Annotated in this window: 10 protein-coding genes, 2 pseudogenes and 1 other annotated feature; of the genes and pseudogenes, 2 read left to right on the forward strand and 10 right to left on the reverse strand. The window is 38.3% G+C overall.

From position 1 onward, the window contains the following. Positions 1-682: 682 nt before the first annotated feature. The 7 genes and pseudogenes from KI343_RS20700 to KI343_RS10260 all read right to left on the reverse strand — a co-directional run bounded on the left by KI343_RS20700 (position 683) and on the right by KI343_RS10260 (position 9,495). Positions 683-877 (reverse strand): transposase, encoded by a 195-nt coding sequence (locus tag KI343_RS20700; protein ID WP_483874249.1) that lies wholly within the window; start codon positions 875-877, stop codon positions 683-685. A gap of 203 nt (positions 878-1,080) precedes the next feature. Beyond that, positions 1,081-2,726 (reverse strand): annotated as a pseudogene (gene metG, locus KI343_RS10230) (methionine--tRNA ligase). A 108-nt stretch (positions 2,727-2,834) separates the two neighbouring features. Beyond that, positions 2,835-3,099 (reverse strand) — a binding site (T-box leader). A gap of 96 nt (positions 3,100-3,195) precedes the next feature. Beyond that, positions 3,196-4,698, reverse strand: coding sequence for a glycerol kinase GlpK (gene glpK / locus KI343_RS10235; protein ID WP_212926325.1), 1,503 nt, complete (start codon positions 4,696-4,698; stop codon positions 3,196-3,198). A gap of 98 nt (positions 4,699-4,796) precedes the next feature. Next, positions 4,797-5,609 (reverse strand): MIP/aquaporin family protein, encoded by an 813-nt coding sequence (locus KI343_RS10240; protein ID WP_212926326.1) that lies wholly within the window; start codon positions 5,607-5,609, stop codon positions 4,797-4,799. A 439-nt stretch (positions 5,610-6,048) separates the two neighbouring features. Next, positions 6,049-7,233, reverse strand: a complete 1,185-nt coding sequence (locus tag KI343_RS10245; protein ID WP_212926327.1) for an AI-2E family transporter — start codon at positions 7,231-7,233, stop codon at positions 6,049-6,051. Positions 7,234-7,316: 83 nt separating this feature from the next. Continuing rightward, positions 7,317-9,223 (reverse strand): annotated as a pseudogene (abc-f, locus tag KI343_RS10250) (ribosomal protection-like ABC-F family protein). Between the two features lie 113 nt (positions 9,224-9,336). After that, on the reverse strand, positions 9,337-9,495 hold the full coding sequence (locus tag KI343_RS10260) for an RAxF-45 family protein (RefSeq protein ID WP_212926330.1): 159 nt from the start codon (positions 9,493-9,495) through the stop codon (positions 9,337-9,339). 374 nt (positions 9,496-9,869) lie between these two features. Here KI343_RS10260 and KI343_RS10265 point away from each other — a divergent pair, with 374 nt between their 5' ends. Both KI343_RS10265 and KI343_RS10270 read left to right on the forward strand, forming a co-directional pair. After that, positions 9,870-10,271 (forward strand): DUF3592 domain-containing protein, encoded by a 402-nt coding sequence (locus tag KI343_RS10265; protein ID WP_212926331.1) that lies wholly within the window; start codon positions 9,870-9,872, stop codon positions 10,269-10,271. A gap of 110 nt (positions 10,272-10,381) precedes the next feature. Further along, on the forward strand, positions 10,382-11,224 hold the full coding sequence (locus tag KI343_RS10270; protein ID WP_212926332.1) for an aldo/keto reductase: 843 nt from the start codon (positions 10,382-10,384) through the stop codon (positions 11,222-11,224). A gap of 72 nt (positions 11,225-11,296) precedes the next feature. Here KI343_RS10270 and KI343_RS10275 read toward each other — a convergent pair whose 3' ends face one another. The 3 genes from KI343_RS10275 to nadE all read right to left on the reverse strand — a co-directional run bounded on the left by KI343_RS10275 (position 11,297) and on the right by nadE (position 14,735). Then, the gene (locus tag KI343_RS10275; RefSeq protein ID WP_212926333.1) at positions 11,297-12,238 is read right to left on the reverse strand and encodes an AEC family transporter; all 942 of its coding nucleotides are present in this window, start codon (positions 12,236-12,238) and stop codon (positions 11,297-11,299) included. Positions 12,239-12,312: 74 nt separating this feature from the next. Next, entirely contained in the window at positions 12,313-13,818 is a 1,506-nt protein-coding gene (gene xylB / locus KI343_RS10280; RefSeq protein WP_212926334.1) for a xylulokinase, read from the reverse strand. Positions 13,819-13,907: 89 nt separating this feature from the next. Further along, on the reverse strand, positions 13,908-14,735 hold the full coding sequence (gene nadE, locus KI343_RS10285) for an ammonia-dependent NAD(+) synthetase (RefSeq protein ID WP_212926335.1): 828 nt from the start codon (positions 14,733-14,735) through the stop codon (positions 13,908-13,910). Positions 14,736-14,847 lie beyond the last annotated feature (112 nt).

Raw genomic sequence — 14,847 nt, forward strand, 5'->3', positions numbered from 1 at the left:
ACGGGGAGTAGGTAAGAAACGAGCTAATTTTCAGACACCTTCCCCGGGTACCCGGGGAAGGTGTCTGAAAATACATCCCAATAGAGAGGATACCCTATTAATTTACACAAACTTATTGACAGTACCATTGAAAAATAATTATTATTTGTATAAATTGCCATTGGTTATAATGCACTCATACTGATGGTTGTTTTTTTCTTCTAATGAAGTATGTGCTTTTATTAACTTATTATCAGCGACGAGTCTTATATTATTTTGTACAACACTACTGATTAGTGAAATAAGTATGTATTTACCAGAATCAAATTTCTATAAATAATATGGGTAAAAAATAAGGGAATACCATTTGTTTAGTTTACAAAAAGCTCTTCAATTAATTTATCAACTTCCAAACCCAACTATTGTATATATACTATAGAATCATTATATGCAATATTAAAACATATTTTTTAGTATTTTTCAAATATTTTTTCTTAAGAAGGAGCTATCGCAAAAATGTATGGTATATCTTTGATGACAGTTCTTTTTTATGTTGGGTTGCTTATTATAAGGTTAGTCATTTTTATTTTTGGTAATAACGAGAAAAACAATCAATTTTTGAAGCACTTAAATAAGTCTCCCTTTTTTTGAATTTTTTTCAAGCTATCTTTAATGGATGATAGTATAGGTTCAGGCGATTCGCTTAAATTTTCGTATGTGTCACACGCTTTTCAATCGCTCGTGATGAGGTAATTTTTTGCGAAGCTGCGTACGTAATGACCTTAAATAGAATGACTGGATCGACTCCCGGTTTTCTTCTTTTTTGGAGAATATCCCTGTAAGAGTTCTCTATAATCCATCTTTTCAAATAATAGGCAGTGAAGTCGGACCGAATCATCTGCCGATATTATTTCTTCTACATCCATCGGTAAATAAATTGGCAGAAGTTAGCGTATACTGAGTTATTATTCGTTTTTTGTCATAAGTTAATAATGCACGAGAGCAGACCTTTTGTGGTCTGTTTTTTTTGTGTGCACAAAAAAGCTGTTGCAAAATCAGGAAACTGATTTTGCAACAGCCCCTTAATAGTTGTTAAACCATTTAATTCAAAGCAGATTGCTGCACCAGCCTCTGCTTCTCCTTTTCAATTTTTCCTTTATCTATCCTTTCAAAAAGCGGTACTGCCTTCTTCACCTGCTTGGGAAGATTACTTATTTCTTTCCACCCCAGCTCTTTAATCGACAGCATTTCCTGAACCTGTTTTGTGGAATATGGCAAGAAAGGATACAGCAGCTGCGCAGTATTTACAATAATATATACACAGGTGGCCAATGTTTTATCAGCTTCTTCAGGATTTTCTTTCACCTGCTTCCAAGGTGCCTGAAAATCAAAATATTTATTTGCTTCCCGTATAAAATCAAATATTTCATTCAATGCCTGCTTCAGCTTCCCTGTTTCCACAAGCTCCCCAACAACTGGGTAAAGCCTTTTTACTTTATCGACTATTTCCGTTTCTAATGCCGCTTGAGGGATATTAGAATCACTATTCTTCTCAATAAACTTCAGTGTACGATTGATAAAATTCCCATAAGCCCCTAATAGCTCGCTATTATGGCTGAGGATAAATTCCTGCCAGGAAAAATCAGCATCACGGTTTTCAGGAGCATTGATGGTCAGAAAATAACGCAGCGAATCTGGATGGTAGGTATCCAGCACATCCTTGATCCAGACCGCCCAGTTATTGCTTGTTGATATTTTTCTTTTCTCCAAGGTGACATATTCATTGGAAATGATATGAGTAGGAAGCTGCTTCTCTCCAACCGCCAATAAAAGAGCCTGCCAGATGATGGTATGAAAAGGAATATTATCTTTACCATGTACATAATATGCCTTTGTTGAGGAATCTGAATCCCACCACGGTTCAATACTTTTTTGATTAGCCTTTCCCCACGCCTGACTGGCCGTTAAATACCCCGCAACAGCTTCCAGCCACACATAAATTTTCTTTCCTTCAAAGCCTTTTACAGGAACATCAATCCCATTAGGAAGATCTCTTGTAATGGCTCTTTCTCTCAAACCTTCCTGTAAATAACGTTTGGAAAATTGAACCGCATTATCACGCCACCGCTCTTCTTTCTCCGCTTGATTGACAATGGAAGTAAGCTCATTTGAAAAGTTTCCAAAAGAAAAATAATAATGTGCTGTCTCACGTATCGCCGGTTCTTCGCCGCAGAGCTTGCATTTTTTATTCTCCAGCTCAAGTGGGTCCAGAACCGCAGAACAATAATCACACTGATCCCCTCGCGCATTTGCTCCACAAACTGGACATCGTCCTTCTACAAAACGATCCGGTAAAAAGCGCTTATCCTTTTCACAATACGCCTGTTCTGTTGTTTTTTCTTTTAAAAATCCTTTATCAAGCAGGTCTAAAAAGATTTTCTGTACTGCCTGATGGTGGAATGTGCTATCCGTTCTCGTATAATAATCATAGGAGAAGCCTAATTTTTCAAAGGTGTCCACAAATTCCTGATGATATTTTTCAGCAATAACCTCCGTTGTGGTTCCTTCCTGTGATGCGGAATAGAAATTGGCGTTCCGTTACAATCACTGCCGGAAACATACAGCACCTCTTCTCCTTTTAAACGATAATATCTTGCTAAAATATCCCCCGGCAGTAAGCTTGCAATATGCCCTAAATGCAGGGATCCGTTTGCATACGGCCATGCGCCGCCAATAAATACAGCCATTTCCAACACTCCTTTTTGTGTTATTCTTATTCGAAATAGACACAGTCATGAGATAAACCCTCTTTTCAAGGCAATAAAAAACGTCCTAAGCTTTCTATAATAAAGAAAACTTAGGACGAGTATTCCCGTGTTACCACCTAATGTTCGCATACTGCTCACACAGCCTGCCTCCGTCTGTACGTCTGGTGAGTTATCAGCAGATTATACAGTTGCTGTTGTAACGAGTGCCTCTCGTTGCAGCCTACTATCCCTTAAAAGAGTTCAGCGCGCAGCTCAAAGGTCATTGTTCAATTGGGTTTTGCTGCCTCATTTCCACCAGCAGAGACTCTCTTTTAGCGCTTTCCAATCTACTTTTCCTTCTCATTGCCTGTTTAACTATTTGTTTTAGTTTACTCTTATTGAACAATATTATCAACTTTTTATTTATATTTGAGTATCTTGCCCAGACCGTATACGTATTAAAGCGATACTACTCTTCTAGCTTAAACACACGTGTTGCCTCGACAGCTTTTTGCCAGCCTTTATATAATTTTTCACTCTCTTCATTATCCATTTCATCATGGAATGTTTTCTCTATCTTCCACTGCTGTGCAATTTCTTCCGGGCTGTCCCAGAAACCGACAGCTAGTCCAGCCAGATAAGCAGAGCCAAGTGCTGTTGTCTCTTGAATAACAGGTCTTTCTACGGTTACATCCAAAATATCGCTTTGGAACTGCATTAAGAAATCATTTTTTACCGCTCCTCCATCTACACGAAGGGTTTTGATTTCCATTTCTGCGTCCGTTGCCATCGTCTCCATCACATCTCTCGTCTGATAAGCTAGAGACTCTAATGTTGCACGGATAAAATGCTCTTTCTTGGTTCCTCTTGTTAAACCAAACACGGACCCGCGCGCATCACTATCCCAATACGGTGTTCCTAACCCGACAAAAGCAGGTACAACATATACGCCATCGGTAGTATCTACCCGCGTTGCAAAATCTTCACTTTCCGGACTGGTTTCAATCATTCTTAAACCATCTCGCAGCCATTGGATAGCAGAACCAGACACAAAGATACTGCCTTCTAGTGCGTAAGTAACTTTTCCATCCACGCCCCATGCGATTGTTGTTAATAATCCATTCTCTGATTTTACAGGTTTTTCCCCTGTGTTCATTAGCAGGAAGCCACCTGTACCATACGTATTTTTCGCCATCCCTTGCTCAAAACAAGCCTGTCCAAATAAAGCAGCCTGCTGGTCTCCAGCAATTCCGGCAATTGGAACTTCCTCACCAAATAAATGATAAGATACCGTTTTCGCATAGACTTCAGAAGATGAACGAACTTCCGGAAGCATTGACTTCGGCACATCCAAAATTTCTAAAAGCTCCTCATCCCATTTTAAGTCGTAAATATTAAACATTAACGTTCTGGAAGCATTGGAGTAATCGGTAACATGTGTTTGTCCGCCTGAAAACTTGTAAATAAGCCATGTATCGACGGTACCAAATAATAAATCGCCTGATTCCGCTTTTTCCCTTGCTCCCTCTACATTATCTAGTATCCATTTTACTTTCGTACCCGAAAAATACGGATCAATCAAAAGACCTGTCTTATCGCGAAATGTATCTTCGTATCCTTGTTCTTTTAATTCTCTACAAATGGGCTCTGTCTGACGGGATTGCCAAACAATCGCTTTATAAATCGGGCGTCCAGTATTCTTGTCCCATACAATTGCCGTCTCGCGCTGGTTGGTAATTCCAATTCCTTCTATCTGACTTGGTTCAATACCTGTTTTATTTAACACTTCCGCAATACAGCCGAGCACCGATGTCCAAATCTCATTTGCATCGTGTTCTACCCAGCCTGGTTTCTCAAAATACTGCTTAAACTCCTTTTGTGCTGTGTCAACAATTTCTCCCTTGTTGTCAAACACAATCGCGCGTGAGCTAGTTGTTCCTTGATCAATTGAAAGAATATATTTCTCTGCCATCCTTCATTCCTCCATTTCTATTTTTAAGATACACCTGACATTATATCTTAGATAATTTATCCTATTTATTGCATTCCCTTAATTCTTTTTTTCTATTCTTACTTATGAGCAGGAATGCTATTTCTTTTTTGCTCATGTATTAAAGCGATTGCTAGAATGATTACAACTACCACAGTCATAACCCAAAAACCTGCACCCATACTTCCATCAAAAAAGGCATGATAGAAAAAGGCACCGTATACACCACCGATAATTGGACCAATAACAGGTATTGGCGCATAATTCCAATCTGATCCGCCCTTACCGAAGATCGGTAAAATAGCGTGTGCAATTCTTGGTCCTAAGTCCCTTGCTGGATTAATCGCATAACCAGTCGTTCCTCCGAGCGACATCCCAATAGCAACAATTAATAAACCGACAATAGCAGGATTTAACCCCTCTGTGAATTCGTTTGCACCAATGAATAACAAGCCCATAACCAATACAAAAGTTCCAATGATTTCGCTTACTAAATTGGCTGGATAGCTTCTTACAGCCGGACCTGTTGCAAAAACTCCCAGTTTTGCTCCTTTATCTTCTGTTTCTCTCCAATGAGGAAGGTACTGGAAGAAAACAATAATCGCACCAATAATTCCGCCAATTATTTGACCGGATATATATGCTGGCACTTTTGCCCACGGAAATTCACCAATCGCTGCAAATCCTAATGTTACTGCAGGATTTAGATGAGCATCAGAAAAATTACCTACTGCGTAAACTCCCATCGTTACGCCTAGACCCCAGCCTATAGTAACTACTACCCAGCCGGCCCCATTTGCTTTAGATTTCTTTAATTCTACGCCGGCGACAACTCCCACGCCTAAAATGACTAGAATCATTGTACCAATTAACTCAGCTATAAATTCAGACATATTTATATCCCCTTTACTAAATAAATTTTTCTAGATGAATGTAACAAGTTGGAAAAATAAAAGGTCAGAAATAAAAAAGCCCACACTTATGTAACCGTATTCTTTCTAGGGGAAATACGACTTACTGTGTGAACTTTATCTCCTACACAACCTTAACTTGTTAATAAATACCTTATACCAAACATAAAACGCTGTCAATAATTTAAATTTTTACATTTAGCAGGTATGAAATCATGATAAATTTTCCCACTCCTTACAATCCCTAATATATCGCCCTTCAAACGACATTCTTCTTCATCTAGTTAACGAAGGAAATTCCAAAAAATAACTATTTCATGAAATTCCTAATTTTTGTGTTTTGCAATGTGCACATTAAAAAACGTCCTTTGCTTTCTTTATACAGAAAGCGCAGAACGTTCACCTCGTCGTAAATTAATATTCAAACATTTTTTGTATGTCCCCCATCTTCCATACCTTTTTCCTCTTCGAAATCCTCTTCATACAGGTTACTCCGGATTTTGAAGAATTCAAACAGGTGTGAGACAAATACTTTCAGAAGCGCGTAGCCCGGAACGGCTAACAGAATACCAATAAATCCAAATAAATTCCCTGCTGTTAAAATAATAAAGATAATCGTAATCGGATGAACACGAAGGTTTCTTCCCATAATTTGCGGAGAGATAAATTTCCCCTCAATAAGCTGGACAATGGTCCAAACGATAATCAATTTGACAACCATAAACGGAGAAGTCACCATCGCCACGATTAACGCTGGTATAATCGCAATTGCTGGACCAAGATAAGGAACAACCGTGGTAAATGCAGCGATTAACGCCAATACCGGTGCATATTCCAGTCTAATAATAACAAAGCCAATGTACATTAGAACCCCTATGCAAAATGCAACAATAATTTGCCCGCGAATAAAACTGCTAATTTGATGATTCATTTCTTTTAAGATAAGAAGGGTTGGCTTTCTCATCGATATTGGTAGAAATTTAATAAAATACCCTGGCAGCTTTTCCCCATCCTTTAACAAGTAAAACAGAATAAACGGCAGCGTGACAATGGCTAAAACAATCTCTGTTACTGCACCGATGACATTACCGATATTGGAAAAAGCACTATTCATTAAATCAAGCGAACGATCAGATAATTGCGTAGCTAATCCCTGTAAATCAATATATTCTACTAATTGGAACTGATTGATAAAATTTCCACCGACAAAATCATTTACCATTTTCTCAATATCCGAAATAAACGGTGGCAGACTTGTTATAAAACTTGTCATTTGATCTCTTAAAAAAGGAAAGACAGAGCTGATTAAAACAGTTAAAATTCCGATAATAATCAGGTATAACCCAAAGATAGAATAGATTCGCTTCACATGCCTCTTTTCTAAAAAATTAACTACTGGGTTTAATAAATAATATAAAATCGCTGATAAGATAATTGGCAGCAATACCGTCTTTAACAGCACAACGAATGGTGTAAACACAAACGAAATATGGGTAAATATAAGTATATTTAAGCCAATTAACAATAGAATGATTAAAAATACAACAAAGCGATTATTTAAGAAAAAACGTTTAAATAAATCTATTTTATCGTTCACGGATTTCAACGCAGCAGCACCTTCTCTTCTCCTTCTAGATGTGTAAGTTACTCCTATTATATCGCAAAAAACAGCAGGAATCTCTATCTAACTCATCCATTTTCCCCTTCATTCTCTAATTCTAGCAACTTTTCATAGGATTTTAGTCTTTCTTTCTCTTGCGTTTCTTTTTGTTCCTGCAGCTTCTGCAAATCATCTATTTGTGTGGTGGCTGCCATTTGTAATTCTATCGCATAAATTTCCGCTTCGAGTACTTCAATTTGTTTTTCAAGTCTTTCTATCCATATAGACGGGTCCTCTATGCTCCGATATTCCTTCTCCTTTTTGATCGTTTTTTTATCTGACGAAGGTTGCTTTATCTGTTTCTCTAACAGTTGTTCTTTCCGCTTCTTCTTCGCCCATGAATAATTCCCCAGGTATTTCGTTATTCGCTGGCCTTCTATCCAATATAGGTAATCAAACTGCCTATCTAAGAAATAGCGATCGTGACTGACTGCAATCAGACTTCCTTCAAATCTTTCTAACGTCTCTTCTAAGACTTCCCTGGAATCAATATCTAAATGGTTCGTTGGTTCATCAAGAACAAGCGTATTAATATCTTGATGCATCAGCTGTGCTAAACGAAGGCGCATTTTTTCACCGCCGCTTAACTGCGACACTTTCCGAAAAACATGCTCTCCATAAAAGAGAAATTTCGCTAAAATATGTCTCGCTTTTCCCTCAGTAACGGAAATTGCGTCACGAAAGGTATCCAGCACCGTCTGGGTTGAATCTGTATCATGAAACACATGTTGGGACAGGTAACCAAACTTCACATTACTGCCAATATGGACCTCTCCTTGGTCTGGTTCTAAGTTACCGAGCATCAATTGAATAAGCGTTGATTTTCCTGTTCCATTCTCACCAATAATAGCAACACGATCTTGATAACGGATATGCAAATCCACGTTGTCAAACAGCAGTTTCTCTCCAAATTTCTTCCGTACATCTGTCATCACAATAACGTCTGTTCCACTCCGCTCCGCACTATCCAATGCCATTTGCATCTTTTTCCTGTTCCACTGTGGTTTGTTTAATTTTTCCATTCGCTGCAGTGCCCGTTCCATATTTTTTGCACGTTTATGCAGTCCCTCATTTGGCGGATTGGCCCGATTCGCCCACTCTCTCAAACGTTTAATGGCTTCCTTCATCTTTTTTATTTTCTTTTGCTGTTCTTCATAAGCCTGAAATTCCCTTAGTAGCCGTTCTTCCTTTTCCTTCACATACCCAGAGAAATTTGTATGATAAACAGCAAGCTCTCCGTCTTCTAGATCTACAATTCGGCTGACCACTTCATCCAGGAAGTAGCGATCATGGGAGATGACGACAACGGTTCCGTCATAGCTGTTTAAAAATTCACCAAGCCATTCAACTGCTTGTAAATCTAAATGATTCGTCGGTTCATCTAACAACAGCAAATCTGGATCTTGAAGCAGAATTTTCGCTAAACCAATTTTTGTTTTTTCCCCTCCGCTAATTTGTTCAAAAGGCATTGGTAATAAATCTTGGACATTCAATCCTGTCGTAATCCGGTCAATATTTGCTTCTAATTCATACCCGCCAAGCACGGTAAAACGCTCCTGGGCCTCTCCGTAAGCTTGAACAGCTGTTGCCAATTTTTCCTCCGACTGTGGATGCTGCATGGATTTCCCAGCGCTTGTATCTGTTTTTCCAAAGCGACAATTTCTTGATTAGACTGCTTTAAGACATCGAATACGCTTATACCTTCTTCCGGATTAGGAATTTGCTCTAAATAGCCGATCGTTGTCGCTTTTTTCCAATGAATACTGCCTTCATCTTGCTTGGTGATACCCGCCATTAATCGTAGTAACGTACTCTTCCCTCCTCCATTTCTTCCTACGATACCAATGCGTTCTTTCTCTTTTACCCCTAGAGATAAATTTTCAAATATAATATTTCCACCGTACATTTTTTTCACTTGATTTATTTGACAAATCATTCGTTATTCTCCTTTATCTTCTCCGCAAAGATAAAGACAACAAAAAAACACACAAAGAGCATATCTCTCCGTGTGCTTTCAGGCTTCACTTTAATTTACACATAGCCGTATTATTATCTGATGCAGAGATGCTTTTTTGCTTTCGTATTTGCTATTAAATTGCTAAAAAAGGACAGACGTATCCCGTCAGCAGCAAATACCGCAAATTTCGCACGGCAGTAATATAAGAACTCAATCCAGTCTCCGCACGACTTCTCAGCTTGTAAAAACATCTCCACACCTCCTTTTTCTCATAAATTATATTCATTATATAGAATTTTTGTGCTGCATGCAACTTTTCCCAGTCACCTGTTTCATAGAAAACTTCGATGATATTATTTTTGCTAACTTATTCCCAAAAACGGATTCCAGTAGAGTTGCTTTCCTTGAAACCTTATTAATGCAGTCTAATTCATTTACATACGGATATTCTATTGGCACCTGCTTTGTAGTGCAATTAATGTGTTACGGGAAATAGGTAAAGTTAAACTTTTAAAGAGCTTAATGACATAAATTTTAAAACCTTTCCTTTACCAGATTAATTAAAAAATGCAATAATAGATAATAAATACTTTCGGAAATTCACTAAAAGAAGGATGGAAAAACGTTGATTTTTATTGGTTTATTATTTTGTATTATTGCTATCATTATTACTATCTTAAAGTTAAAGATTATTTTAACCGGCGAAGTAGTAGAAGGAAAAATCGTAGGCTATGTTCGTGGTGCAAAAGGGACCTATGGAATGGTTGGTTATAATTACAGAATTTTATTGGAATATAATGATGAAATCTATTATGTAACGTCAATGGATGGACTTACTACCTCGAATGGAGTAGTACCAAATAAAAATTTAGGAAGGTATTATAAGGTCTACTTCAATCCTGGGTCTCCAGATAAAAGAGTAGCCTTGAAAGGTGTTCATAAAACGGAATGGCTTGCTTTCTTTTTATTTTTAGCAGGGGTTTTAATAATTGTCATTGATTTAGCTTCGATTATTCAAAATAATTAATGGTAAATACATCTACGGAACTGCCAAACAGGCATCAAAACAAATTGATTGAATTTTCCTGCGTAGAAAGGTAGGCTTTAAGCATAAATGTAAAAGGAGAGTACATAGAAATGACAAATCAAATTCCAGAACTCACACTACATGATGGCGTTACCATTCCTTCCGTTGGCTTTGGAACGTACAAACTAAAAGGACAAAGCGGTGCCCAAGCGATTAACCACGCAATTACAAACGGCTATCGCCTTCTTGATACAGCTTACAACTATGAAAATGAAGCTACTGTCGGCGAAGCACTACGCAGAAGCGCTGTGCCACGTGAAGAATTATTTGTAACATCTAAACTTCCTGGCCGTTATCACCATTATGAGGATGCGATTGTTACGATTCAAGAATCGTTATTCCGGGCAAACCTTGATTATTACGATTTATATCTTATTCACTGGCCAAACCCGATTCAGGACAACTATGTAGAGGCTTGGCAAGCTTTAATTGATGCGCAGAAATTTGGTTATATTCGTTCTATCGGTGTATGCAATTTCTTACCAGAACATTTAGACCGTCTTGAAAAAGAAACAGGTATTTTGCCAACTGTAAACCAAATTGAATTGCATCCACGCTTTAATCAGGCAGAGCAGCTAAAGTGGCATGAGGATCATAACATTGTAACCGAATCATGGAGTCCTTTGTCTAGGGCAAGTGACCTGCTTCAGGATGACACATTACAAAAGATTGCTGATCAGCATCATAAGACAGTCTCACAAGTTATTCTTCGCTGGCATTATCAGCTAGGTGCCATTGCAATCCCGAAATCCGCAACACCTTCTCGCCAGAAAGAAAATATTTCTATTTTTGACTTTGAATTAACAAAAGAAGAAATGACGATGATTAATAGTCTTACAAAGCCGGACGGAAGAATGAAAAATCAAGATCCTGCTGTTTATGAAGAATTTTAATAGAGATAAAAGAAGAGAGGGCATCCCTACGCGGGTGCCTTCTCTTTTTCGGATTATAGGAGGAGAAAGCCACTAGATAAAAAATAAAAAAAAGAAATAAACAATCGGTATACTGATAACTGATAGAAGCGTAGAAAAAAAGACAACCACCGACGAGAATTCCATGTCTCCCCCATATACTTGTGCATACATACTGATGGTTGCCGGACTTGGTGTAGCAGAAAGTAAACACGCTACCATAAACCACTCAAAGGGTATTTGAAAGAAAAGCAATGGAAGGAAAAAGAGAATTGGATAAATAAACAATCGAATGAGTACAGCAATATAAACGAGTGCATCCTTCATGTACGCAACGGCCCTAGAAAATGTGATGGCTGAAATCATCATACCAATCATAATCATCGATAAAGGCACTGTCATTTGCCCGATAATAGCTATTGGCTCCATGATAAAAGATGGAATTTGAATTGGAAAGATAAATAAAATAAAACCAACCATCGTTGCTAAAAAGCCGGGATTCTTTAAGATAAACATGGCTTTGGAATCTGGGAGCCCTTCAGGATTCATAATATAAATGGCATATGTCCAGATTAAAACGTAATAAATAAGATTAAATACGGAAGCAAACAAGACTCCCTCCTGACCAAAAAGCTGCAGAATAATCACCATGCCTATAAAGCCTTGATTACCGAATAAAATAACATTTTCAAACACTGCTTTGCGATCCATAGAAATAGTTAGCCTTCGAGCGATAAAACGGCTTAAAAAAAGGGTCCCGCTCATAATATATATGGAAAGGACAAACATGATAAGGGCACCATAAGCCTGTTCATATTGGAAAGGCATATGCATGGAGCTTATAATTAAACAAGGCAGGGCTACATATAATAATAATGTTGTAAACGCACGCTGGCCATCTTCAGAGATTAGCTTTTTACGTTTTACTATCCAGCCAATCAGAACAATAATATAGAGAGAACCAATTTCATATGCCAATGTAAATAATGTATCCATGCCCCTTCACCTTTCTCTTTAACATACCATTACAGATTATTCATCAAGAGAAGGGGATGTGATAAAAGACTACTCTAATCTACATTTCTATATGCCATCAATTCCTTATTTACTTGTTTTGTGGAATGATAAATGGATTTATATAATTGATAAAGCTCCTTATACTTTTCTACATTCTCTGGAATTGGCTCTACCGTTTCTGCATCTTTCAGAAAAACGGATGCACATTCCTGCAGAGACGCAAACCATCCCGCACCATAAGCAGCCAACATAGCAGCACCCATTCCCGGACCTTGCTCACTGTTTGGTTTCATCACAGTTGCATTAAAAATATCTGCTTGCATTTGCAGCCACAGCTCACTCTTTGCTCCACCGCCAATCGCGATGACCTTATCAATAACTTTTCCATGCTCCCTGAAAATTTCTATCGATTCATTTAAAGAAAAAGTAATTCCTTCCATAACTGCTCTTGTAAAATGTTTGAGTTCATGAGAGCTATCCATGCCTATAAAACTGCTACGTATGGTTGCATCCACATAAGGTGTACGCTCGCCAACAAGATAAGGCGTAAATAAAAGTCCTTTTGCTCCAACTGGCACCTTACTAGCTTGTTTTAAAAGGGCATCAAATCCCACTTCTTTCGCAAAGGTATTCTTAAACCAGGATAAACTATATCCTGCAGCAAGTGTCACTCCCATCGTGTAATAAGCATTGGGAGCAGCGTGATTCATGTAATGCACTTTTCCGTCAAACGATTTATCTCCATCCGCTTCATAAGATACAACAACACCAGAGGTACCAATGCTGACCATCGTTTTCCCTTCTTCCAACACACCTGCGCCAATCGCTCCACAAGCGTTATCAGCACCTCCTGCAAACACTTTCATTTCTTCTGACAATCCTGTTTTCTCTGCTATTTCCTTCTTGATATTCCCGACCATTTCATGAGAAGGAACCAATGGCGGACACAAATCAGGATGAATATCTAAGGCTTCACAGATTTCTTTACTCCACGAGAGTTTGTTTATATCTAATAAAAGGGTACTTGCTGCATCCGAATAATCTATATGTAACTGACCGGTTAGGCGAAAACGCAAATAATCCTTTGGTAATAAAAATAGCTTTGCTTTTGCGTAGTTTTCAGGTTCGTGTTTCTTAACCCATAATATTTTAGGCAGGGTAAAACCTTCTAGCGCTATATTTTTAGGTATTTGGAGAAGCTTCTCCTTTCCAACACGCTTTGTAATTTCCTGACATTCCGCAGTGGTGCGCGTATCATTCCATAAAATCGCTGGGCGGATTACCTCGTGATTCCCATCCAATAAAATAAGACCGTGCATCTGTCCGGAAAAACTGATTCCTTCAATATCAGACAGATCTCCAGAAAAGCAATCTGCCAGCTCCTTCAAACCAGCTATTGTTTGCGCTACCCAGTCTTCTGGATTTTGTTCACTATACCCTGCTTTTTCTTGTATTAATGGGTATTCCTTCGACACCGTTTGAAGCACTTTCCCCTTCTGGTTAACCAAAAGCAATTTCACAGCACTGGTTCCTAAATCAACACCAATTACATATTTCACTGCTTGACCATCCTCTCCCCTATATAAAGTGCATATTCTTTAACAAAAGAAAGAAAAAGGACGAATCATCCATCCGCCCTCTGTTATTCTTATTTCCACCAATCATTATAAACGGAAGCAATTGGTTCACGCTTATGCATTGTTTTTATATAGTGCCCTTCAATAATCTCTTTCGCTTCTTGTGATACTTCTTTCCCTTCTAAATAAGCATCGATATCTTCATACGTAACACCTAATGCTTCTTCATCAGCCAATGCTGGACGATTATCTTCCAAGTCAGCTGTTGGTTTTTTCAAGTAAAGATGTTCTGGACAGCCAAGCTCTCTTAATAGTTGTTGACCCTGGCGTTTATTTAATCCTTCCAGCGGCACAAGGTCACATGCGCCGTCTCCATGCTTTGTAAAGAACCCGGTAAGTGCTTCTGCTGCATGGTCTGTACCTAAAACAAAGCAATTATTTACACCGGCAATGCTATATTGTGCCTTCATTCGTTCCCTTGCTTTTTCATTTCCTTTTAAAAAGTCCGTAATCGGTACGCCAGCATCAAGTAATGCCTTTTCACTTGCATCGACTGCTTCTTTGATATTTACCGTTACGACCTTTGTAGGCTGTACAAACTGAATAGCATCCTCTACATCATCCGCATCGCCTTGCTTTCCATAAGGAAGCTTTACGCCAATAAATTGGTAAGAATCCTTTCCATCTTCCTCGTTTAATTCATCAATCGCTAATTGAGCTAGTTTAGATAGCAATGTTGAATCTTGTCCGCCTGAAATGCCAAGTACAAATCCATTTGCAAAAGTGAATTTGCGTAAATAATCCTTCATAAAATCTATACGAAGGCGAATTTCTTCTTTCGGATCAATTTCTGGTTTTACATGTAATGCTTTAATAATGGATTGCTGTAATTCACTCATCGAAAACACTCCTTCATAAAAGGGGACTCCATCCTTGGGATGCTGTAAAATATTTGCTTGTATTCACCAAAGTGCGAGAAGTCCCGCTTTGTAATATACATTTTGTTTTGGA

The organism is Oceanobacillus sp. J11TS1, from assembly GCF_018333215.1.
In the GTDB taxonomy this organism is placed as follows: domain Bacteria; phylum Bacillota; class Bacilli; order Bacillales; family Amphibacillaceae; genus Oceanobacillus.

Bases quoted from the DNA above. Each gene is read 5' to 3' on its own strand.
- KI343_RS20700 (WP_483874249.1), bottom strand. From the start codon at position 877: ATGATTCGGTCCGACTTCACTGCCTATTATTTGAAAAGATGGATTATA.
- glpK (WP_212926325.1), bottom strand. From the start codon at position 4,698: ATGGCAGAGAAATATATTCTTTCAATTGATCAAGGAACAACTAGCTCA.
- KI343_RS10240 (WP_212926326.1), bottom strand. From the start codon at position 5,609: ATGTCTGAATTTATAGCTGAGTTAATTGGTACAATGATTCTAGTCATT.
- KI343_RS10260 (WP_212926330.1), bottom strand. From the start codon at position 9,495: ATGTTTTTACAAGCTGAGAAGTCGTGCGGAGACTGGATTGAGTTCTTA.
- KI343_RS10270 (WP_212926332.1), top strand. From the start codon at position 10,382: ATGACAAATCAAATTCCAGAACTCACACTACATGATGGCGTTACCATT.
- KI343_RS10275 (WP_212926333.1), bottom strand. From the start codon at position 12,238: ATGGATACATTATTTACATTGGCATATGAAATTGGTTCTCTCTATATT.
- nadE (WP_212926335.1), bottom strand. From the start codon at position 14,735: ATGAGTGAATTACAGCAATCCATTATTAAAGCATTACATGTAAAACCA.